The sequence below is a fragment of the Peribacillus sp. NPDC006672 genome, from assembly GCF_050274955.1.
Classification (GTDB): Bacteria; Bacillota; Bacilli; order Bacillales; family DSM-1321; genus Peribacillus.
Genome location: NZ_JBNNOR010000009.1, coordinates 114154 through 136098, shown reverse-complemented (window position 1 = coordinate 136098; position 21945 = coordinate 114154). Strand labels below are relative to the sequence as shown.

19 protein-coding genes are annotated in these 21945 nt (G+C 38.1%); 18 read left to right on the top strand and 1 reads right to left on the bottom strand.

The window, feature by feature from the left end; all coding sequences use genetic code 11:
* Positions 1–267 precede the first annotated feature (267 nt).
* From ACQKKK_RS16150 to ACQKKK_RS16120, 7 genes are all read left to right on the top strand, one after another.
* Entirely contained in the window at positions 268–2328 is a 2061-nt protein-coding gene (locus tag ACQKKK_RS16150; RefSeq protein ID WP_427617259.1) for a transporter substrate-binding domain-containing protein, read from the top strand.
* Complete coding sequence (locus ACQKKK_RS16145; protein WP_427617257.1) at positions 2300–3676, top strand: sigma-54-dependent transcriptional regulator; 1377 nt, start codon at positions 2300–2302, stop codon at positions 3674–3676. The genes ACQKKK_RS16150 and ACQKKK_RS16145 overlap by 29 nt, the downstream gene beginning before the upstream one ends.
* A 165-nt stretch (positions 3677–3841) precedes the next feature.
* Positions 3842–4846: a TAXI family TRAP transporter solute-binding subunit gene (locus ACQKKK_RS16140; protein WP_427617255.1), complete on the top strand. Its 1005-nt coding sequence runs from the start codon at positions 3842–3844 to the stop codon at positions 4844–4846.
* Between the two features lie 19 nt (positions 4847–4865).
* Positions 4866–5966, top strand: a complete 1101-nt coding sequence (locus tag ACQKKK_RS16135) for an ABC transporter substrate-binding protein (RefSeq protein WP_427617253.1) — start codon at positions 4866–4868, stop codon at positions 5964–5966.
* A gap of 19 nt (positions 5967–5985) precedes the next feature.
* Positions 5986–7146: an ABC transporter ATP-binding protein gene (locus ACQKKK_RS16130; protein ID WP_427617251.1), complete on the top strand. Its 1161-nt coding sequence runs from the start codon at positions 5986–5988 to the stop codon at positions 7144–7146.
* Positions 7110–8054, top strand: a complete 945-nt coding sequence (locus ACQKKK_RS16125) for an ABC transporter permease (protein ID WP_427617249.1) — start codon at positions 7110–7112, stop codon at positions 8052–8054. Before ACQKKK_RS16130 ends, ACQKKK_RS16125 begins: the two co-directional genes overlap by 37 nt.
* Complete coding sequence (locus ACQKKK_RS16120) at positions 8054–8860, top strand: ABC transporter permease (protein ID WP_427617458.1); 807 nt, start codon at positions 8054–8056, stop codon at positions 8858–8860. Before ACQKKK_RS16125 ends, ACQKKK_RS16120 begins: the two co-directional genes overlap by 1 nt.
* Positions 8861–8924: 64 nt before the next feature.
* Here ACQKKK_RS16120 and ACQKKK_RS16115 read toward each other — a convergent pair whose 3' ends face one another.
* The gene (locus tag ACQKKK_RS16115; protein ID WP_427617247.1) at positions 8925–9566 is read right to left on the bottom strand and encodes a hypothetical protein; all 642 of its coding nucleotides are present in this window, start codon (positions 9564–9566) and stop codon (positions 8925–8927) included.
* Between the two features lie 113 nt (positions 9567–9679).
* Here ACQKKK_RS16115 and ACQKKK_RS16110 point away from each other — a divergent pair, with 113 nt between their 5' ends.
* The 11 genes from ACQKKK_RS16110 (at position 9680) to ACQKKK_RS16060 (ending at position 21726) form a co-directional block, all read left to right on the top strand.
* Entirely contained in the window at positions 9680–11086 is a 1407-nt protein-coding gene (locus tag ACQKKK_RS16110; protein WP_427617246.1) for an FAD-binding oxidoreductase, read from the top strand.
* On the top strand, positions 11083–12414 hold the full coding sequence (locus ACQKKK_RS16105; RefSeq protein ID WP_427617244.1) for a (Fe-S)-binding protein: 1332 nt from the start codon (positions 11083–11085) through the stop codon (positions 12412–12414). Before ACQKKK_RS16110 ends, ACQKKK_RS16105 begins: the two co-directional genes overlap by 4 nt.
* A 325-nt stretch (positions 12415–12739) precedes the next feature.
* Positions 12740–13195, top strand: coding sequence for a HEAT repeat domain-containing protein (locus ACQKKK_RS16100; RefSeq protein ID WP_427617243.1), 456 nt, complete (start codon positions 12740–12742; stop codon positions 13193–13195).
* Between the two features lie 313 nt (positions 13196–13508).
* Positions 13509–14456: an XdhC family protein gene (locus ACQKKK_RS16095; RefSeq protein ID WP_427617456.1), complete on the top strand. Its 948-nt coding sequence runs from the start codon at positions 13509–13511 to the stop codon at positions 14454–14456.
* Entirely contained in the window at positions 14453–15055 is a 603-nt protein-coding gene (locus ACQKKK_RS16090) for a nucleotidyltransferase family protein (RefSeq protein WP_427617242.1), read from the top strand. Before ACQKKK_RS16095 ends, ACQKKK_RS16090 begins: the two co-directional genes overlap by 4 nt.
* 31 nt (positions 15056–15086) lie before the next feature.
* Positions 15087–17408: a xanthine dehydrogenase family protein molybdopterin-binding subunit gene (locus tag ACQKKK_RS16085; RefSeq protein WP_427617240.1), complete on the top strand. Its 2322-nt coding sequence runs from the start codon at positions 15087–15089 to the stop codon at positions 17406–17408.
* Positions 17408–18250, top strand: a complete 843-nt coding sequence (locus ACQKKK_RS16080) for an FAD binding domain-containing protein (protein ID WP_427617238.1) — start codon at positions 17408–17410, stop codon at positions 18248–18250. Before ACQKKK_RS16085 ends, ACQKKK_RS16080 begins: the two co-directional genes overlap by 1 nt.
* Positions 18243–18719, top strand: coding sequence for a (2Fe-2S)-binding protein (locus ACQKKK_RS16075; RefSeq protein WP_427617236.1), 477 nt, complete (start codon positions 18243–18245; stop codon positions 18717–18719). The genes ACQKKK_RS16080 and ACQKKK_RS16075 overlap by 8 nt, the downstream gene beginning before the upstream one ends.
* A 68-nt stretch (positions 18720–18787) precedes the next feature.
* Positions 18788–19255 (top strand): hypothetical protein, encoded by a 468-nt coding sequence (locus tag ACQKKK_RS16070; RefSeq protein ID WP_427617235.1) that lies wholly within the window; start codon positions 18788–18790, stop codon positions 19253–19255.
* 483 nt (positions 19256–19738) lie between these two features.
* Positions 19739–20560, top strand: coding sequence for an alpha/beta fold hydrolase (locus ACQKKK_RS16065; RefSeq protein ID WP_427617233.1), 822 nt, complete (start codon positions 19739–19741; stop codon positions 20558–20560).
* 335 nt (positions 20561–20895) lie between these two features.
* On the top strand, positions 20896–21726 hold the full coding sequence (locus tag ACQKKK_RS16060; protein WP_427617231.1) for a methyltransferase domain-containing protein: 831 nt from the start codon (positions 20896–20898) through the stop codon (positions 21724–21726).
* The last annotated feature ends 219 nt before the right edge of the window (positions 21727–21945 follow it).

Genomic DNA, 21945 nt, shown 5'->3' with positions numbered 1-21945 from the left:
TAGGATTTCTAACCTAAAACCCAGCGTATACTGGGTTTATTTTTATTTTGTTAAGGATCTAATGTACCGTTTTTCGTGAGGGTTTTTAAAATACCTTGGACTTCAATTTTAATTCAACATTGCATTTAAGAAACCCACACCATTTTGTAGGTTATTGTTGGATTGTGTCAGATTATACTAAGAATCTTTTACAATTTAAAGGGTTCAAGTCCTAATTGGAGAAGTATTATTATCAGGATGTTTTTTTAGCCGAGGATTACTGACTGCATGAATATCGACGTAAAAGGAGGGTTCTTAATTAAAAAGCGGCTGTTTAAACTATGTATATTTTGTTTTGCATTCTTTGTTCAAACATTATGGTCTCCCGCTGTTTTTGCTGAACAAAGAACTTTTAAAATTGCTGGAGAAAGTGCCCTTCCGCCATTTTCATTTGAAAATGAAGCTGGTGACCTGACAGGTATCAATATTGATTTAATGGAGGAAATAGCAATATATAATGGGGTTGAATTCGAATATATTCCGATGGGGATGCAAGAAGCGGAAAAAGCCTTAATGAACGGAACAATTGATGCAATTGTTGGCAGTACCTATAATACCGAAAAAGCTAATCAAATTGATTTCACTCAATCTTATTTTACCATGTCCCAATCAATTATCATCCCTAGTAAAAGGAAAAAGGATATTCATACGTTAATGGATTTACGTGATTCACATGTTGTCCTTGACTATAACACACCTGTAATCAGTACATTTCTTAATATGAGGAATACAAACTTAACGACTGTTTCGAATCAATACTCGGGCATTTTAACATTATTTAATAATCGTGCAGATGTGTTCATTGGAAACAAATGGACTGCAGACTTCTATTTGAAAAAGTTCCGCCAGGAAAAGAATTACATCATTCTCGATGAAGTCATTGAACCCGCTGATTATACGATTGCAGTAAAAAAAGGGAATCAAACGCTTCTTTTCATGATGGACAATACACTCACAGAAATTAAAGCGAACCGAAATATCAACGGGATAATCGATAAATGGGTCATGCCACAGTCCAATCAAAAAATTGCCAGGTTGGAGCAATTCATCTTATGGCTAATCATAATCTTAACTGCGGTAGCCCTTATCCTTCTAGTTATTTACATATGGAATCAGAAGCTGAAAAAATCCGTTCATAACCAGACGCTGAAATTACATTTATTAAATAAGGATTTAGAGAAACAGCGGCAAAACATCGCTAATAGTAAAGCGTTCAAAGATCAAATCTTAAACAATATCAATACTGGCATAATAACATTCGATCTCGATTTCATGATTACCAGCTGCAATGCAAAGGCATTGGACATTCTCAACATTTCCAAGGAAATGATTCAGAATCTTATGAATCATTCGCAATTAATGAAAAGTTTCGAAGCTTTCCATCAAGAACAAAATGAGAAAAATCGTACAGGTTCTTTTCGGATCTTGGTAATAAACGAAAAAAATGAACAGAAGGTCATTTCATATTCAATGCATAAGATGTTCAATTCTGAAGAAATACAAACCGGATACTTACTTTCCATGAATGATGAGACAGAAAAGAAAACATTAGAGAAAAAATTGGTCACACAAGAAAAGCTGCATGCTCTTGGCCAACTAGTTGCAGGTGTCGCACATGAAATCAGGAATCCTTTAACATCGATTAAAACATTCATTGATTTACTTCCTAGTAAATATGATAATCCTCAATTCCGACAAGTTCTAATGGAACACTTGCCTACTGAACTAAACCGGCTGAATGCGATAGTAACCGATTTAATTGAATATGCTCGTCCGCGACCGCCGAATATAACAAATTGCTACGCTCATGAACTTATTTCATTACTTGCTTTTCACAAGGTGACAATGGAAAAAAAACAAATAAACTTCGAGCAGACGATTGATGAGGACCTAATATTTTATATAGATTTACAACAAATTCACCAGGTTCTTCTAAACTTGGTGTTGAATTCGATTCAAGCCGTTGAGGAAACCGAGGAAAAGACCATTAACATCACCATTGATAAAGAGAACCAAAATACAGGGCGGATTACCATTTCCGATACCGGAAAAGGGATGAAACAGGAGGAACAAAACCATATTTTCGAACCTTTTTTCACAAATAAAGAAAAGGGCGTCGGTTTGGGCCTTACATTATCGTATAGGTTAATTAAAGAAAATAACGGAGATATCCACGTGAAAAGTTATCCCAATTCAGGAACGCAATTCATCATTTTACTGCCCTTATATCGAATAGAAGCCCTTAAGGAGGATGATAATTATGAAGATACATGTATTAGTGATCGATGATGAACCAGCTATTTGCACCGCTCTTAGCTTTGCCTTGGAAGATTCTTATCAAGTCGTGACAACAACGGACCCAGATGAAGGTCTCCGAAAAATCGACAATCATCCTTTTGATATTGTTTTGCTTGATCTGAGAATAGGCAATAAAAGTGGACTTGATGTTCTTCAGAAAATCAAACAAATTGCACCTAACGTGACAGTCATCATGATGACTGCCTATTCATCCATTGATACCTCCATCGATGCCATAAAAAAAGGGGCCTACTATTATATTGAAAAGCCCATTAATATAGAAGAACTTTCGTTGCTCTTGATGAGGGCAGCCGAATTCAAACAGATGTCCAATCAATTGGAGACATTACATGAAGAATTAGAGATGCAAAAGGGATTTGGGAACTTCCTAGGTAACAGCAAAGCGATGCAGCGTATTTTTTCAATGATTGAAAGAGTGAAAGATATTGATTCAAGTGTTCTAATCACAGGTGAAAGTGGAACTGGAAAAGAGCTTGTAGCCCGAAACATCCATACTCTAGGAAGAAGGAAAAACAAACCGATGCAAATTGTCAATTGTGCTGCAATTCCTGAGATGCTGCTGGAATCTGAATTGTTCGGTTATGAAAAGGGCGCTTTTTCCGGTGCAACTCAGAGGAAGGAAGGAAAATTCGTTGTTGCTAATGAAGGCATTCTTTTTCTGGATGAGATTAGTGAAATGCCCCTTCCACTTCAAGCCAAATTATTACGGGTGTTACAGGAACGGGAGGTGACGCCTCTTGGTTCCAATAAAAAAATATCCCTGGATGTCCGTATTATTAGTGCAGCCAATAAAAACCTGGAACAAATGGTGATGGAAGGGAAATTTAGGGAGGATTTGTATTTCAGGTTAAATGTCATTCCCATTTTGATGCCGCCGTTAAGGGATAGAAAAGAAGATTTACCCATTCTTATGGATTATTTTATTAAAAAGCACGCTAAGGATATGAACCGAGAAGACAAGGCGTTCTCGGCAACCGCACGTCGGATTTTGCTAGATTATCATTACCCTGGGAATGTCCGTGAGCTAGGTAACATTATAGAATATGCTGTTGCCCTATCAAACTCGAAAAGAATGGAAGATACCGACTTGCCACAATATGTTCAAGAACAGAAGTTGATTCTCCAGCCAGATGACATTGACGATGATTTTAACAGTTTCAAGATCCCGATTGGCATATCCATGAAAGAGATAGAGGAAAAAGTCATAACGGCCACTCTTCAATACTGTAAAAACCACCGGCAAAAAACAGCTCAATTACTAAAAATTTCAGAAAGAAGCCTTCGCGATAAAATTAAGCTTATTTCAAGAGAAGAATAAAAGGTTAATAATAGTCTAAACCGGCATTTTTTTCTGGTTAACCGGCAAAAAATGCCGGTATATAATGGTGAATCTTGCTATAAATCGGCAAACTTTGCGTTTTAGAGCAATTAATCGACTTGGCATAGTACTTGCATCTATATTCATTAAGAAAGGAGGGCCACTATGAATAATGGAGCACTCTTTATAAAAGTCGCTGTGTTATTTTGTTTCATGGCAGGATGTTCTTTTATGAATGAGCAGCAGGAAATATCAAAACCTGCTACCTTGATTCAGAGGCAATTAATTTCTGAAGGACAGGATTTAAAAAATAGGCTCCTAATCATTGCAACTGGAGATATGTCAGGTGTTTATTATTCATTAGGCCAAAAATTGTCAAACATGTATGAAAAATATAATGGAGCTGTGTCAGGAACCCAGGTCACCCATGCTTCCATCGAAAATACTGAATTGGTTAGCCGCCATCGAGCAGAAATTGGTTTTACCTCAGTTGATGTACTTGATTTGCCTGAAACGGATAAATCCAAGTTAAGAGCTCTAACTGCCCTTTATTCCAACTATGTTCAAATTGTTACAACGAAACAAAATGATATTGATTCCTTAGAAGATTTAGTTGGTAAACGCATTAGTGTTGGTACGACCGGAAGCGGTACAAGGCTTATTGCAGAACGAATCCTTTTAGAAACGGATTTACCGCTTGATCAATTGAATTTATCCTATCTTTCTTTTTCCCAATCTGCAGAAGCCTTGCAAAATGGTACCATTGATGCCGCTTTCTTCTCTTCGGGAATACCGAACAATGAAATCGCTTTCATATCCGAACAAACGGAAGTCTCCTTTATTCCAATCCCGGAAGATATCATTGAACGCCTTCAGGAACAATATGGCGTTTATACTTCCAATGAAATTCCTACTGATACATATAAGGGAATGAAAAAAAGTGTCCCTACGATTTCTATTAAAAATGTCTTGGTAACCTATGATGATATGTCTGACCAGCATGCTTACTATCTGGTGAAAACACTATATCAACATCTGCCTGAACTGCAGCATACACATCCGGCCGCTTCTGATATTTCAATAGAGGAAGCAACCAAACAAGTTCCACTCGATTTTCATTCAGGAGCCATGAAGTTTTTTAGCGAACAAGGAATTATTGAAAAACAATGAAAAATTGGAGGTAATGACTATGAAGAAAATATTAAGTCTTTTATTGATAATCGCATTGATTGCTCTTGCAGGGTGCGGTAATCCTACTCCGCAAAAACCGGGGGAATCGGTACAAACGGGTACAGGTGAAAAAGGAGAGAAAAAAATAACGATCGCAGGGAACGGCGGTGTCATTGAAAGTGCCATCCGAGATGTGATTGCACCAAAGTTCAAAGAAGAAACGGGAATCACTGTTAATTATATTTCCGGTTTATCAGGTGAAATCCTATCCAAAGTGGAATTACAGAAGAACGCTCCGCAAATAGATGTTGCCCTTTTTGTACCGGTTGATGTAATTCGCGCTCAGGAGAAGGAACTGATCGTACCAATTGATGAGTCCAATGTTCCCAATATGAAATCGGTTGACCCACGTTTCATTCCGGTTGAAAAGGCTGCAGCGCCAGCATTCGGCTTAGTCATTGCACCAGCTTATAATACGGAAACCTTTAAAAAGAATGGGTTAAAATCGATTGAATCATGGAATGATCTTGTCTCACCTGATTACAAGGGTAAAACGGCATTTTCAGATATTACGAATGACTGGGGTTTCAATACCCTTAATGGTCTGGCGATTTCAAACGGCGGCAGCACGGAAGACATGGAACCAGGTCTTGAAAAAGCAAAGGACCTTGCAGCATATTCCAATACATTTTATAAAAACTCAACGCAAATGATGCCAGCCATCCAACAGGGAGCTGCTGACGTTACGGTTATGGGAAGTTATTCGATAGGGGAGCTAGCCGTTTCAGGAATTCCCATCAAGATGGCCGTTCCTAAAGAGGGTGTGCCGCTTCAAGCTTTCAGCGCTGGTCTAGTGAAAAATACGCCTAATAGTAAAGAAGCCCTTGAATTCATCAACTATTTAGTCAGTGAAGAAGCACAAGCATTAATTTCCGAAAAAGGATTTTATCCGACGGTAGAAGGCTTGAAAATTCCAAAGAAGTTCGAAGAGTCAATCGGACTTAAAGAAAGTGATAAAACATTCAAACCAGATTTCGCCAAGTTTGCCGAAATCCGTGCTGATGTGTCAGACAGATGGGCGAAAGAGGTTACTCCTGAATTAGGGAAAAAACTCAAATAAAAAGGAGCGTGTTGATTACATGGAAGTATTAAAAAAAGATGTGGAAATCAATGGGCAGCACCTGAATGCAGTTCAGGGGGTTGGGTCAAATAAAAATGATGTAGAGATAAAAGGCGCTTTTAAACAATTTGGAGCGAATGTTGTCCTGAATGGTATCGACCTGGAGGTGAAACAAGGAGAGTTACTCACTCTTCTTGGGCCTTCCGGGTGCGGAAAATCCACGACCTTGAACCTCATTGCAGGATTCCTCGATGCAGATCGGGGCGAGGTCCATATTAAAGGAAATAATGTTACAAAGGTTCCGCCTTATAAGAGAGATTTAGGAATGGTTTTTCAAACCTATTCACTTTTTCCTCATATGACAGTCTATGAAAATCTCAGTTTTGGTTTGAAGCTGCGCAAGGTCGGTAAAGCAGAACAAAAAAAGAAGATAACTAAAGCGCTTGAATTGGTAAAAATGTCAGGATTGGAGAATCGTTATCCAAGGGAATTATCAGGAGGTCAGCGTCAGCGTGTTGCCATTTCCAGGGCACTTGTAGTGGAACCGGAGCTCCTTTTGCTTGACGAACCGCTTTCAAACCTTGATGCAAAGTTGCGCCATGAACTCAGAGCCGAAATAAAGCGTTTACAAAAGGAAATTGGCGTAACGACCATTTTTGTGACCCATGATCAAGAAGAAGCTCTTTCCATGTCAGATCGAGTCGTGGTCATGAATGCAGGGAAAATTGAACAAATCAGTACTCCAACTGATATTTACAATCATCCCAAGACAGAATTCGTCTTTCAATTCATCGGTAAATCGAATTGTTTTGAAGGGAAAGTGTCTGCTGTGGACAAGCGGAAAGTTTCAGTCAAGATCGGTTCTGATATCACTCATGTCGACGCAGATAATATCATGGGAAATGATATTGATTTGAAAACCGGAGATGAGGTGAAGATTTATATTAGACCAGAAAAACTGCACATCCTTTCTATTGATGACACTTCCTTATCCCCATTGGATTACCATCGTGCGAGGATTAGCCAAATTAACTACCTTGGTACCTCATGGGAAATCAATGTTCTATTACAGGGGAAAAGTATTCAAGTATTGACTTCTGCTTTCGATTCATCATGGCAAAATGGAAGTGAGGTGTTGATTGGATGGAGCCCATCAGAAGTTATGCTAGTCAAGAAATAAAACAGGAAACGAATCCGATTGAGCCGCAAAAGGAACCTAAAATCAAGAAAAGGAAAGTCTGGCTGCCTGGATTACTCCTTTTAACGCCGATTCTGCTTTTCATATTTGGTTTCTTTGTCATACCGATGTTATACATTTTATATTTAAGCTTTATATCAACTGATAATCTTGGAGCTGCTGATGCAGTGTATAGCCTAAAAAACTATACACAAATCTTTACCGATAGCTACTATTTATCTTCTTTATGGCTGACTGTCAAAATCAGTTTATATTCGGTCTTGGTTGCTTTATTTCTTGGATATCCGGTAGCTTTGACGATGGCCAAAAGTTCAGCGAGGATCAGAGGGTATATCACTCTGTTGATCGTGTCACCGCTCTTGGTAAGCATAGTTGTCCGCAATTTTGGCTGGTACCTCTTGCTATTGCCTAACGGAACGATTAATCAAACCCTGATGGGGCTTGGCATAATAAATGCCCCATTGAAACTATTGTTTTCGGAAATCGGAGTTGTGATTGGCCTTTCCAATGCATATCTTCCTTTCATGATCTTATCCATCGTTGCAAGTCTTTATAATATTGATCCTTCTCTGGATAAGGCAGGAGCGATACTTGGGGCAAGCCCATTCAGAAGGTTCTTTTCCATTACATTGCCGTTAAGTATCCCTGGTATCGTATCTGGCTGCATACTCGTATTCAGTTTGTCAATGAGTGCTTATGTTACTCCTGCACTTATGGGGGGAGCCAATGTACCCGTGATGCCTGTTGTCATATATGATCAAATAAATAACCTGCTGCATTGGACATTCGGATCTGCTCTTTCTTATATTCTATTAGCAACCACTGTCATATCAGTAGCCGTCTTTACTAGAATGTTTGAAAAAGGGAAATTCAAGGAGGTATTCCGATGATGAAAACGTTTGGGGGCCTTCGGATTGCCGTAGCCGCGTTGGCAATAATCTATATCTTGATACCGCTCATTGTCGTTATTCCGGCTTCTTTTACAAGTGCCAATTATCCAAGTTTTCCGGCTGAAGGCTTCTCACTGCAATGGTATGCCAAGATCTTGGAGCGACCTGAATTTTTGGAAGCATTTTTGAACAGTGCGAAGTTCGCAGCATTAGCAGCCCTTTTCTCCGTCATATTCGGAACTTTGGGAGCCCTTGGCATCGCAAAGTATGATATACCGGGAAAATCGTTTATTACGGCCCTTTTAACTTCTCCATTAAGTGTGCCGCAATTAGTCTTAGGGATTGCACTTTTAATGTACTTTACACCAATGATGCTTGCCGGTACGTCTACAGGATTTTTAATTGCCCATATCGTCATTTGCATACCATATGTTATGCGGCTCGTATTAACCGGTTTAAGTGGATTTGATTATAATCTCGAACGGGCCGCAGCCATACTTGGAGCCAATCCACTAACAGTATTCATGAAAGTGACACTGCCGCTAATTGGATCCGCGGCCATCTCAGGAGGATTATTCGCATTTTTGACATCATTTGATAATGTAACGGTCTCGCTCTTTATGGTATCACCTGAAATGCGAACCCTGCCGATTGAGATTTTCTCGCAAATGCAGGATGCCTACAATCCAATCGTTGCATCCGTGTCAAGCGTGGTTATTTTCATATCAGTCCTTTTAATTGTCATACTTGAAAAAATTCAAGGTGTCGGGAAAGTTTTTGGTGGTTCCCATCATACAAACGGTTAATAAGGATTTTAGTGATGTAACAATCAATCCCGCTGACCAAGTTCGGATTTTGTCCAGAAAAAAATCAGCCAAATGTTCCATTCAAATGATCCAAGCACCTTTTAGCAGCCAAAAGTGGGCCCGTTAGGATAGGGACAGAAGGGTTAACCTGCTTTGCGACATGCTCCATACTATATTGTGAAAGCAAAATCACTTCTGTCTTTCCATCCAATTGTTCCACCATCTTTTTAACCCGATCGTCATGTTCCCTTCTTTTTCCTTGAGATAATAAATGGATGATTCCGGGATCCACCAATGACTCGATCATACAGTCAGGATTCTTATTTAATAAGTAATTTTGAAGGGCAATCGGCGTTTCTTTTACGGTTGAAACCAGGCCGATTCTAGTATAGCTAAGCGCTTCATCAAGCATGGCCTCATCAGAACGAAATAACTTTACAGGGTATAGAGGTTGTAAAATTGATGTAATCTCATTAAAAGCAGAGCAAGTAAGCTGGATGCATGAAACGCCAGAATCGTAGGCTAAATTAGCTAATGCAGAAAAGCGGCGAATGATTTCCGGAGTTAACTTGCCGCTCTTTTCCATCAAGGCGAGAAGACCTGTGTCCATGAAATGAAGGAGTTCAATGTTCGGAGCAACAGTCTGAAAGGCCATTTCAATTGGTTTTAATGCAGTTGTGGTTGCATGAATCAGTGCGATTTTCAATAAAAACCCTCCTTTTTCATTTCATTATATCTAGCAGGATAATAGAATGCCAATATATTACATACAAATGATTCTTTTACCATTTAATATAATCAAGAAAGGAAGTGAGAAGCATGGAGAAAGAAGCCCTGGACGATCTTAGTCAGGTAATTCCAAGTGATAGAATGTTCCTTGATTTGGCAGAAAGGTATTGTTATAGCTATGACGCTTCTTTTGGGGAATATTTACCTGAAATCGTTATCCAGCCAAAAAACGCGGAGGAAATCAGTGAGGTGGTTAAATTGGCTAATACTCACAAAATACCTGTTTACCCTAGAGGATCCGGAACTTCGCTAAGTGGCGGCCCTTTACCTGTTAAAGGGGGGATGGTTCTTGATATGACCCTTTTACGGGATAAATTGATCATTGACCGGGAAAATATGCTTGCCATTGTTTCTCCAGGTGTGATTACGGCAAATATCCATAAAAAGGCTGAAGAAGCCGGCTTATTCTATCCACCTGATCCAAGCAGTTCCAATGTTGCCACAATTGGCGGAAATCTATTGGAAAACTCCAGCGGGCCAAAGGGATTGAAATATGGAACGACAAAAGAATATGTGATAGGCCTGGAGGTGGTCACACCTACGGGAGAAATCATCCGCACTGGGGGAAAGACCGTAAAGAATGTAACAGGGTATGATTTGACACGATTGATCGTAGGATCGGAAGGTACCTTGGGCATCGTTACAGAGGCAATCATTCGCTTAATTCCAAAACCGCAATCAAAACATACATTTGTCGCCCACTTCAATCATTTGATTGACTCCGGCCATGCCATTACCAGCATTTTATCCTCAGGAATCCTACCATCAGCCATGGAGTTAATGGATAATGCGTGTATCCGTGCTGTTGAAAGCTATCGTCTTTCTGGATTGCCTCTTCAAGCAGAAGCCATTCTGATCATAGAAATAGATGGGCACCCTTTGGCGATTGAGGAAGAAATCAATAAATGCGCCGACTTATGCCGAGCTGAGGGTGCTTCCTACGTCAAGATAGCGGAAACAGAGGAAGAACGCCAAACGATTTGGAGTGCGCGTAAATTGGTTTCCCCGGCCATTACACAAATGGGACCTACAAAGATTTCTGAAGACGCAACTGTTCCACGCAGTCAGATTCCGGCGATGATGGAGAGATTAAACCAAATCCGGGAAAAATACGGGTTGAACTTAGTTGTATTTGGTCATGCCGGCGATGGGAATTTGCATCCGAACATTATTACTGATAAACGAAATATTACGGAAATGAAAAAAGTGGAGCTTGCAGTCAGTGAAATTTTTGAAGCGGCAATAGAACTAGGCGGAACTCTTTCCGGAGAACATGGAATCGGTACATTAAAGTCACCATATATGGAAATGGAATTAGGTATAACAGGGGTGAATATGATGAAAAAAATTAAAGAAGCATGGGATCCCAATAATATCTTGAATCCAGGAAAGATTTTTCCTGATAAGGGCCAGACAAAGGTCGTGTTGGTTACATGAATCTACCTGTTAAAACCAACGAGACAAATGAAGCGGTCCAAAATTTATATTCAGATGCCTATGATTGGACAAACCAATGCGTAAAATGCGGTTATTGTTTACCTGCATGTCCTACATATGAATCAATGGCTGTAGAGTCCGCTTCTCCACGCGGTCGAATCAATCTAGTGAAAATGGCAGCCGAAGGAAAAATAGATTTCCAAAAAGATTTAGCTGAACCCATCGACCTATGCTTGGGCTGTCGTGCTTGTGAAACTGCATGTCCAGTCGGTGTGCCATACGGACATATACTGGAAGCGGCGAAAGAAGCTATTGAAGCCTCCCCGCCAGCAAACCCAAAAAATAAAATGACGAAAATCAAAAAAATGGCATTGGTTCATCTTTTTCCATATCCAAAACGATTGAATAGAATTGGGAGTGCAGTCCACCTCTATCAAAAAACAGGATTATCCAAACTTATTCGGACATCCAATGTATTACAAAAAGTTTCCCCTGCCCTTGCACATTTAGAACAAGCACTACCTGCTATCGAGTCGTCCTCCAAAAGAATCCGGACGGGAACGATAATACCGGCAAAAGGGGAAACGAAATTAAGAGTGGCATTTTTTGCTGGATGCATCATGGAATCCATGATGTCACGAATCAACCGTCTTTCCATCGAACTGCTCACCATTGTGGGCTGTGAAGTCATTCTCCCTGAAAATCAGAATTGCTGCGGTGCACTGCATTCCCATCAAGGCGAAACAAAACAAGCAAAAGCATTAGCGAAGAGGAATATCCGTGCTTTCATGCAGGCAGATGCTGATGTCATTGTAAATAACGCAGGAGGCTGCGGTGCTTCGCTTCTTGAATATGAACACCTATTAGCTGACGATCATGAATGGTCCGGAGCAGCAAGGATTTTCTCGGAAAAATCAAAAGATATCAGTCAAATTCTTCATCAATTAGGGCCACTCCCCTTTACTGAAAGATGGCAAGGCATCGTTTCTTATCAAGATTCCTGTCATTTACGCAATGTTCAAAAGGTCCAAAAGGAACCTCGTTTATTATTGCAATCCATACCAGGAGTTTCCTATGTGGAAATGGAAGGGTTTGACCGTTGCTGTGCATCTGGAGGCATTTACAATCTTCTTCACTTTGATGAATCCATGAAGATACTTGATGAAAAAATGAAGAACCTAAAAGATACAAAAGCTACTACAGTAGTAACCGTTAACCCCGGCTGCCAAATGCAAATGAGCATTGGCATTCAAAGGGAGGGGGCAGCAAACCAAATCAAAAGTATGCATCTTGTTGAAATACTTGCCAAGGCTTGCGGCTTGGATTGACCAAAGAAAACCTGAAACTTTATAGAATATTAATCGTCAGTATTTCCTGATTCATTGGGATTTACTGATGTTTTAATTTTTTTCCATTATAGCTGAAGGCGAAAATATCTTTGTAGATCAATGATACGGAGGATAATCTGCAGATGAAAATAGCAATTTATGTTCATTAAATTGAAAATACAGCAGATGGGTAAGAAATTTAACTATATTAAGATATGGAAAAGGGTATAATAAGTAATGTAATAAACCATTCTTGGTAATGGATTATTGTAGTATCGAATTTACATTTTTTACATCCGGATATTACATAAAGACAGAAGGAGAAATGATTCATTTGAATAACAAAGAAATAAAAGGTATCGAGTTACCTGCCAACTATGAGGAATTAAAAAAATCTGCCAATCGCAAATCTAATTGGAGAGAACGTTTAGATGCGATCGATGAGTTAGGTCAGTCAAAAAATAAACAAGTAATCGATATTCTCACGCATATCATGGATAGTGATTCTGTATATAAAGTTCAAGAGGCCGCATACCGTCAACTGAAAAGATTAGGCGAAGATGTTCAATTGCCACCAAGGAAAAAAGGCGAATTGGTTAAAGGATTAACCAAAATCTTAGTAAGGATTAAGAAGAGTTTACCAGAAAATCACTCATATACTGAATTCAAAGAGAAACTTAAGAAAATGAGAATGGATATATATGATACCTATGAGGGTGAAAAAGGAGCAGATTTCGATAAGTGGCTAGAAAATACTTGGTCTGCTTTATCGAAAAGATAAAATTAGTTCAAAAGGTAAACAAAAAAAGGAGCAAAATTTTTGCTCCTTTTTGTTTACCAATAAAATAGGAATCCACTTATATCCCTCTCCTTAATTTTAAACATCGAATGAGATACTCTCTACATACAAAGATTAAATGACTGTGAGTCTTTAAAGCACAATTCAAGAAAAACCACATTTCCCATGTGCTCAGCCGACACTAGAATAATTCTATTTATTCCCTATATAAACACATTTTTTTTATAAAGCAACATAATGTTATTAATAGAATGAATGAACTCATAGAATACCAGGGGGAAGACAAGTGAATCAAATGTATACGATCCTTGAAGAGGTTCAATCGACGTCCATGGAGTGTGTATTGGCTACCATCATTCATGTGGAAGGTTCAGCATACTTACGTGAAGGTACCTCTATGCTAATAAAAAAAGATGGTACATCTCTAGGCATAATTAGTGTTGGGTGTATCGAGGAAGATCTTATTCTTCATTCTTGCAGAGTCTTTGAAAGGAAAAATACAGAGACCTTTGTATATCACATGGAGAGCGATGAAGATCTAGAATGGGGAATAGGAACAGGTTGTAACGGAACTCTATATATATTACTGCAGTATGTGGACCATAAATTAAAAGAAAATCTTTCATATGTCTTGGCTTCCATTAAAGAAGCTAAGGTAATCGTTCATCAAATTGGGTTAGATGATGATTGGAACTTATTGGGGTATTCTTTCCTACCAGAGGATGAGGATGAGAATAACAATGAACCCAAAGAAAATGATGTTAGCTTTATTTATATGCAAAAGATTATACCAAAACCTCGTTTAATCATTTTTGGAGCTGGATGTGATGTATATCCAGTTGTAACAATGGCTACCTCAATAGGGTTTTTAGTTACTGTTTGCGATTGGAGGTCCGAGCTTTGTAACGAAAATAATATACCCGACGCAGTTAGCCATATTATAGGATTCCCGACTGAAATTATGGAACAATTATCTTTTAAAGAAGATGATTATGTTATCATCATGACTCATAACTTTCAGAGAGATAAAGAAATACTTTCACTAATGATGAATCAGTCATTATCCTATATAGGCATTTTAGGTTCCAGAAAACGTACATCCAATTTATTTGACACGAAAATCCCTAATAATATTCACTCACCTATCGGTTTATCAATTGGAGCTAAGGGCCCATTCGAGATTGCAGTTAGCATTATAGCTGAATTAATTCAGCATAAAAGAATGAAGGAATATCCCGAATGAAAATAACTGGGGTATACTTGGCAGCTGGAAATAGTTATCGAATGGGTACGAATAAATTAGCATTGCCATTAGGAAATAAAGAAATGGGAAGATGGGGATTAGAAAAAGCGGTTTTATCTGAACTTAACGATATTATCATAATTTCAAATCATTTAAACCACCTAGATTTATCAGGTTTTTGTTCTGAAAAAATAATTACGGTCGAAACTAATGAACCTGAAGCAGGTCAATCCCATTCACTCCAAACAGGTATACGATCAGCAAACATCATACATTCTGACGCCGTAGTAATTTTACTTGCTGATCAGCCCTTTATAACAACAAAAATGATAAATAAACTCATCGAAATATACAAAAGAAACCCTAATTACTCCTTTGTTGCCTCTAGTTTTCATGGTTGTATACGACCTCCCATACTTATTGACAAAGATCTCTTTTCCGACATTCACCTTTTACGAGGAGACCGAGGCGCAAGACAGATTCTAATGGCGAAAAGAGAACAGGGGATACTTGTTCCTTTTTATCAGGAAAAATGGTTTGTTGACATTGATAATATGAAAGAATATCTTTTTTGGAAAAACAAAATAGATAACAATTAAATAAGAATAATAATGAAAATGAGGAGACTATATGGATATTATCGGAAAAGGGGTAACTCGAAAAGATGCATGGGAAAAGGTGACAGGGCAGGCGATTTACACAGGGGACCACGAAGAAGTAAAAATTCTCCATGTTAAAAAGGTAATTAGTCCTTATGCACATGCCCTTATTAAAAATATTAATCTAACCAAGGCTGAAAAAGTTCCAGGCGTTCGTGCAATCATAACAGGTGGGAATTTACCACTAACAGGAGAAGAAATCAGGGATCGGTACCCCATAGCTCTAGATAAAGTCCGCTATCATGGGGAAGTAGTAGCACTTGTTGTTGCTGATACATCGAAACAAGCAAAAATTGCAGCTGACAATATTCAAGTTATCTATGAACCTTTAGCCGTCATCAATTCACCAACGGAAGCTTTAAATCCCAATTCCCCTCTACTACACCCAGATTTAGATACCTATAAAAAAATATCCGCGGTATTTCCCGAGCCAGGCACAAATATAGCAAATCGAACCAAAATCAGAAAAGGTGATAGAAAAACAGGTGTGCAAGAGAGCGAAATCATTATTGAGGAAAAGTTTTCTTTTTCCCCCTCCGACCATGCAGCTATGGAAACAAGATGTTCTTTAGCGGAAATTCAATCAGATGATAAGGTCATTATCACTTCTTCTTCTCAAGCTCCCTTCATGATCAAGCGTTTGATAAGTGATTACTTTGATGTTGAAATTGGAAACGTCATAGTAAACACTCCACTTGTTGGAGGGGCATTCGGCGGTAAAGCCTCGGTCCAACTTGAACTATTAGCTTATATCGCGTCAAAGGCCGTTAATGGCAGGCTAGTAAAAGTTCAAAATAGTCGCGAAGAGGATATTTTGACATCACCTTGTCATATTGGATTAGATGCTACAATTAAATTAGGTTGTACACAATCTGGTTTGCTAAAGATGGCAGAAATGACGTATTTATGGGACGGGGGAGCATATGCCGACAAATCTACAGATCTAAGTCGAGCTGGAGCTGTAGATTGCACCGGACCTTACAATATAGAAAATATTTGGTGTGACTCTCTCTGTATGTATACAAATCATCCATATGCCTCGCCTTATCGAGGTTTCGCCCATTCAGAAGTTCTGTTTGCTTTTGAGCGGACTATGGATTCTCTTGCAAAAAAACTTGGAATGGATCCACTTGAACTTCGGGAAATGAATGCGATACTCCCAGGGCACTCCACCCCAACACAAGTTAAATTGAATTCGAGCACGGTAGGTAATCTTCCAAAATGTATACAGGTGCTTAAGAAAAAAATGAATTGGGAAGAGGGCCAGTTAGTTAAAATAAACGACAATATATTAAGGGCAAAAGGGATCGCTTGTATATGGAAAACTTCAACGATCGATACCAACGCTGGATCTGGTGTCATTTTAACCTTTAACCCTGATGGCAGTGTAAACCTTATTTCAGGAGTAGTAGAAATCGGTACAGGAACGAAAACGATATTAGCACAGATTGTATCAGAAAAATTAAAGGTCTCAATTGATCGTGTAAAGGTTCAGATGAAGGTAAATACACAAAATACTCCAGAACATTGGAAAACGGTAGCAAGCCGTGGAACATTAATGGCAGGAAGGGCTGCGATTCAAGCTGCGGAAGACGCTCTTTTACAAATAAAGAAACTTGCTTCTTGTGTATTAAGAGTTCCAATTGAAGACATCGTCCTTGGCCAGGAAAGGGTCTATATAAGAGGGGAACCGAATATAGAAATTCCTTTCAAACGGCTAGTGTATGGGTATACATATCCTGACGGAAGCACGATTGGAGGACAAATCATCGGTAGAGGGACTTATACCATTCCACATATAACTAATTTAGATCCCGAAACAGGTGCAGGCAGACCAGGTCCTGAATGGACTGTTGGCGCACAAGGGGTAGAAGTAGAGTATGACATAAATGAATATACGTACAAGATAGTAAGGGCAATATCTGTCATTGATGCAGGAAAGGTTCTGAATCAAAAAACAGCAGAAGGACAAATAATGGGTGCAATGAGCATGGGCATAGCATTTGGTGGGCGTGAAACATTCTATTTCGATCACCTCGGCAGAGTATTAAACCCTCAACTCAGAACCTATAGACCGTTAAGATATGGGGAAAACCCTGAATATATCTGTGAATTTGTAGAAACACCACAATTAGATGCCCCATATGGCGCAAGGGGCCTTGGAGAACATGGGCTTCTTGGTATGCCAGCTTCTTTAGGTAACAGTTTATCTTTGGCTGCTGGGATTCCTTTAAACCAGTTGCCATTACTTCCTGAACTCATTTGGAGGGGGAAGAGAGGGAGAAGAGCGTAATGTTACCTTATAATTTTGATTATTATAAACCTCAATCGATAAAAGAGGCGATTGAACTTTATCAACTATTAAAATTACAAGAAAAAAAACCTATGTATTATGGTGGAGGGACTGAAATTTTAACATTAGGACGTTTAAATTTTGTTTACACCGATGCGATTATTGATTTAAAAGGGATTCCCGAATGCCATGCATTCGGGTTTCAACACCAAGAACTGATCATTGGCTCAACAATGAGTTTACGTGCAATCGAAGAGAATAAGCTATTTCCGCTATTAGCGGATACTTCAAAAGAAGTTGCTGATTATACATCAAGAAATAAAATCACTATAGGTGGAAACATATGTGGTCAAATTTTTTATAGAGAGTCAGTTCTTCCATTTTTATTATCAGATAGTATGGTCATTATTGCAGGACCAAAAGGAACGAGGAAAGAATTTATTAATGAAGTTTTCCATAAAGAGCTACGACTTGACGAAGGGGAATTTCTCGTACAAATTATAACAGAAAAAGAATATCTGAAAGCTAAACACATTAGTGTAAAGAAACGGCAGCAATGGAAAACGGGATATCCGCTTTTAACAGTTGCCTCATTAAAAAAAGAAGGATTTATTCGATTTGCATTCAGCGGGGTATGTCCATATCCTTTTCGGTCAATTCAAATGGAAAACAAACTGAATGATAAGAGTTTATCTTTAAAAGATCGAATTTTAACCTCTTTTGAGTTTTTACCAACTCCAGTTTTAAACGATATAGAAGGATCCAATGAATATAGATTATTTGTTTTAGAAAATACCCTTTCATACATTTTGTCATATATAGGTGGTGAGGAACATGAATAGCCATTCGGCGGATCGAAAAATTACCATTCAATTAGAAATAAATAAAGAACGGTATGAGAGGGATATATTGGCATCAGATATATTACTAGATGTTCTCCGAGATAAAATTGGACTTACAGGAGCTAAACCTGGATGTTTAAATGGAGATTGCGGAGCTTGTACGGTGATAATGAATAAACAGCCAATGAAATCCTGTTTAATGTTAGCCATTGAAGCAATTGATTCAGAAATCCTTACAATAGAAGGCCTCAAGGATACCCCGATTCAGAGAGCTTTTGTGGAGCATTTTGCTTTTCAATGTGGGTATTGTACATCTGGATTTATAATGATTTGTCAGGCTTTGCTCCTTAATGACAATAAGCCTAGTCCTGAAAAAATCGAAACATGGCTTTCTTCTAATATTTGTCGCTGCACCGGATATAAAGAAATTGAAGAAGCAATATATTCAGTAATAGAACTGAACTTTTAAATATAAAAAATCAAACAAATCAGTGACGTTTGCCCGTTTATATGAATAAAATGCCTACATGGGGAGTGGTGATATTGAATGAAACCTGTGTAGTTAATTCAGAAAAAAATGTAATTCACTCCTTTCAGCGCAGTCTCGAAATTACTACAGCCATCCTTTTATTAACTGGACAAATTACAATCATTGGCATATTTGTAAGGTCAGGCAGATTTAGTCTCTCATTAGGCGGGCCTCTTTTGGGTGGTTATCGTTTAGAAGGGAAGGACCACTCGCAAGCGGGGAATCTTTTTATCGATATATTGGACATCATTATAGCTATATTATTAATCAATGATGTTATACATGTGACAGGCTCATTTGTTGCGTCTGGTGATTTCACAATAAATGTTTCCGGTCCTATTTTTGGTTATCCTGAAGTTGTTCCGGCATTGCCCATTGAAGATTATAACTTGTTTAATACAATTGTAAAGAAGCATTATAACGTTCCACCAGAATTATTAACTACATTAAAAGGGAATGAGAAAAAATGTCATTAACAGATATTCCTACAATAAAAAGTTCGAGAAACAATGCCTTTCTAATCGCCCTTCCCATTATCATCTTCATATTTTTCTTCACTCAGCAAAAGTCTACAGATGTCTAAAAACTTTGATACCTTTAGAGTAATAAAGGTTTTAATCATTTCAGAGGTAAAGCCTTTTTATAGCTTTACCTTTTTTTGTTGTGTTTTATAAAATAATGTCATTGAAAAAATTCTGGACAAAGAATTGAAGGAGCCAATATCCACATCTATGATAAGAACTAACATCCTCTTTAAAATAAACCTTGGATAAAAATCTAAAAACACAAGCATTAAATAGCAAACTAACATAGAAATGAGAGTGGGAATATGATAGTAATTCTATATAGTTATTTTATCAATCGTCTATTCCCGAAGAAATCCCCTTTCAAGCCAGGAACTATGACCGATTTTATGGGAATAAGGTTTCAAAAATACTTTATTCAGGAGGTAGATAAAAGTGGAAAAGAAAAAGATGATAATAAATGGAAAGAAGATATCTTATATTGAGAAAGGCAGCGTTAATGATCCCCCGGTTCTTTTATTGCACGGGGTACCTGAGTCCAGCCTTTTGTGGAGGGAAATGATTCCATGCATTGTGTCTTGTGGATTTAGAACCATTGCACCGGATCTCCCTGGATTCGGCCAAAGTGAACCGTTTGATGAATCCTCAACATGGGAAAGATATGAACAGTTTGTATCGGATTTTACAAAGGAACTAAAATTAGATAAATTCCACCTTATTGTACATGACTGGGGCGGACTTATTGGATTGAAATGGGCATGTGATCATCCAGAGAGAATACTAAGTCTCTTTGTTTCAAATACAACCATATCAGTAGATTATAAGTGGCACTCACTTGCTCAGATTTGGAGAACTCCAAATGCCGGAGAGAAAATAATGAAGGTCATGTCAGATGATCCCCAAGCTCAAACTAAAATGAGGAAAACGATTCCGAACATAGTTGACGAAACTCTGGAAGACTTCTTTCGTGTCTTTAGAACACCCGAATCAAGTAAAGTCATATTAGATCTATACCGTTCAGGAAATATAGAAAAGGTAAAATCGTACGATCAAAAACTAAATCATATCAAAATACCTGTCACAATAATTTGGGGAGAGAAGGATCCTTATATCCCATATGAATTTGCCTACAAGCTCCAGAAAGAAGGTTTCCCACATGCACAGGTTCACATCATTCAAAATGCCGGGCATTTTATCCAAATCGAAGTGCCTGATAAAGTGAATGCTTATATCCAACAGCATTTTAAAAACGTGTAAACCTTATATAAGATATATACAGGGGGAGAAGCGGATGAAAAGTCAGCATTCCCCTTTTCGAACGTAATGTTAACAATACTTTATTGATAATCTTATTGTATTATTAAAACGAGTACCTATATAAGAGAAAAAGAAATCCCTAAAGTAGTGAGTCTTTCACCAAACGCTGCAAGAAGTTGAGTATGACCAATGCTAATATGTTGAGAGATTATAATAGAAAAAGGCTTTGTTCATTATCAGTAGCTGATTTGCAGCTCTTTTTCTTTTGCAACAATGGGGTTGAATAGTTTAAGAAAATTATTATACATAAATTATATAATTTGAGGAGAGAAAAAATGAAGACTGATAATTTTGATTATATTGAACTTTGGAGACAATCCATGGTAGATCATTATGGCAACATGCCGAATCGACTAAAAGATGATGCAGCAGAAGAAGCTTTTTGGTCATCCATGGTTGAAAGGAAAAAACAACATAAAGCTGACCCTTATGCAAAACATGTGCACCAAGAGTTACTGCCATTATTAAATCGTGAAGACCATGTATTGGAAATCGGTCCTGGCTGGGGCAATTACACCTTTGATATTGCAAAAGAGGTCAGGAAGCTAACTTGTATTGATAGTTCTAAAAGCATTATCAGTTTTTTGGCATCTCAGGCGAACGAAAAAGGTATCGAGAACATGAATTTGATTCATGATAAGTGGGAAAATAAGACGAAAAGGGATAAATATGATGTAGTATTTGGTTTTAATTGTTATTACCGTATGATCGATATCGGTCACACCTTATTAAAAATGAATGAGTCAGCAACCCGTTTAGTGATAGTCGGTATGACGACAGGGCCAGAAAAACCTCATTATATGGAATTGGAGAAACGAGGATATACAATCAATTTAAGAAAGCGGGATTACATACACATCTTGAATGTATTGTACCAACTAGGAATACTGGCGGACTGCAAGATCGTGAAATTGAAAAGTAAAAAAGTCTATTCCACATATGAAGAAATGATTCGTGATAATACGACAAAAATTCTCGATGAACAATTTTCCTATGATGAAGTAAAAACAATCCTTAATAAATATGTGGTGGAAAAAGAAGGATTTTTTGAATACGAATATCCGTTTCATGCAGCTTTGATGTATTGGAATCCTAAGGAATTTTGAGTAATCCAGTATTATTGTTTTTTCTCTTTTTGGGGTCCAAGGTATTTTTTTGTTAGATATTCGCAAAATATACTGAACATGCCCAAAAAAAACCAAAGAAATTCGGAGAGTGATTGATAAATGAAAGAAATATCCGAAAAGAGATTTTGTGAAACATGTAAAAAGGACACAGTGCACACAGTAAGGGAAGATGCATTAGAAATAGAATATTCATGTAAT

What these genes read in the sequence shown, in the direction of transcription:
- ACQKKK_RS16110 (WP_427617246.1), top strand. Translation starts at nt 9,680, where the DNA reads ATGGAGAAAGAAGCCCTGGACGATCTTAGTCAGGTAATTCCAAGTGAT.
- ACQKKK_RS16125 (WP_427617249.1), top strand. Translation starts at nt 7,110, where the DNA reads ATGGAGCCCATCAGAAGTTATGCTAGTCAAGAAATAAAACAGGAAACG.
- ACQKKK_RS16095 (WP_427617456.1), top strand. Translation starts at nt 13,509, where the DNA reads ATGTATACGATCCTTGAAGAGGTTCAATCGACGTCCATGGAGTGTGTA.
- ACQKKK_RS16145 (WP_427617257.1), top strand. Translation starts at nt 2,300, where the DNA reads ATGAAGATACATGTATTAGTGATCGATGATGAACCAGCTATTTGCACC.
- ACQKKK_RS16140 (WP_427617255.1), top strand. Translation starts at nt 3,842, where the DNA reads ATGAATAATGGAGCACTCTTTATAAAAGTCGCTGTGTTATTTTGTTTC.
- ACQKKK_RS16130 (WP_427617251.1), top strand. Translation starts at nt 5,986, where the DNA reads ATGGAAGTATTAAAAAAAGATGTGGAAATCAATGGGCAGCACCTGAAT.
- ACQKKK_RS16060 (WP_427617231.1), top strand. Translation starts at nt 20,896, where the DNA reads ATGAAGACTGATAATTTTGATTATATTGAACTTTGGAGACAATCCATG.
- ACQKKK_RS16090 (WP_427617242.1), top strand. Translation starts at nt 14,453, where the DNA reads ATGAAAATAACTGGGGTATACTTGGCAGCTGGAAATAGTTATCGAATG.
- ACQKKK_RS16080 (WP_427617238.1), top strand. Translation starts at nt 17,408, where the DNA reads ATGTTACCTTATAATTTTGATTATTATAAACCTCAATCGATAAAAGAG.
- ACQKKK_RS16150 (WP_427617259.1), top strand. Translation starts at nt 268, where the DNA reads ATGAATATCGACGTAAAAGGAGGGTTCTTAATTAAAAAGCGGCTGTTT.
- ACQKKK_RS16085 (WP_427617240.1), top strand. Translation starts at nt 15,087, where the DNA reads ATGGATATTATCGGAAAAGGGGTAACTCGAAAAGATGCATGGGAAAAG.
- ACQKKK_RS16100 (WP_427617243.1), top strand. Translation starts at nt 12,740, where the DNA reads ATGATTCATTTGAATAACAAAGAAATAAAAGGTATCGAGTTACCTGCC.
- ACQKKK_RS16075 (WP_427617236.1), top strand. Translation starts at nt 18,243, where the DNA reads ATGAATAGCCATTCGGCGGATCGAAAAATTACCATTCAATTAGAAATA.
- ACQKKK_RS16105 (WP_427617244.1), top strand. Translation starts at nt 11,083, where the DNA reads ATGAATCTACCTGTTAAAACCAACGAGACAAATGAAGCGGTCCAAAAT.
- ACQKKK_RS16120 (WP_427617458.1), top strand. Translation starts at nt 8,054, where the DNA reads ATGAAAACGTTTGGGGGCCTTCGGATTGCCGTAGCCGCGTTGGCAATA.
- ACQKKK_RS16135 (WP_427617253.1), top strand. Translation starts at nt 4,866, where the DNA reads ATGAAGAAAATATTAAGTCTTTTATTGATAATCGCATTGATTGCTCTT.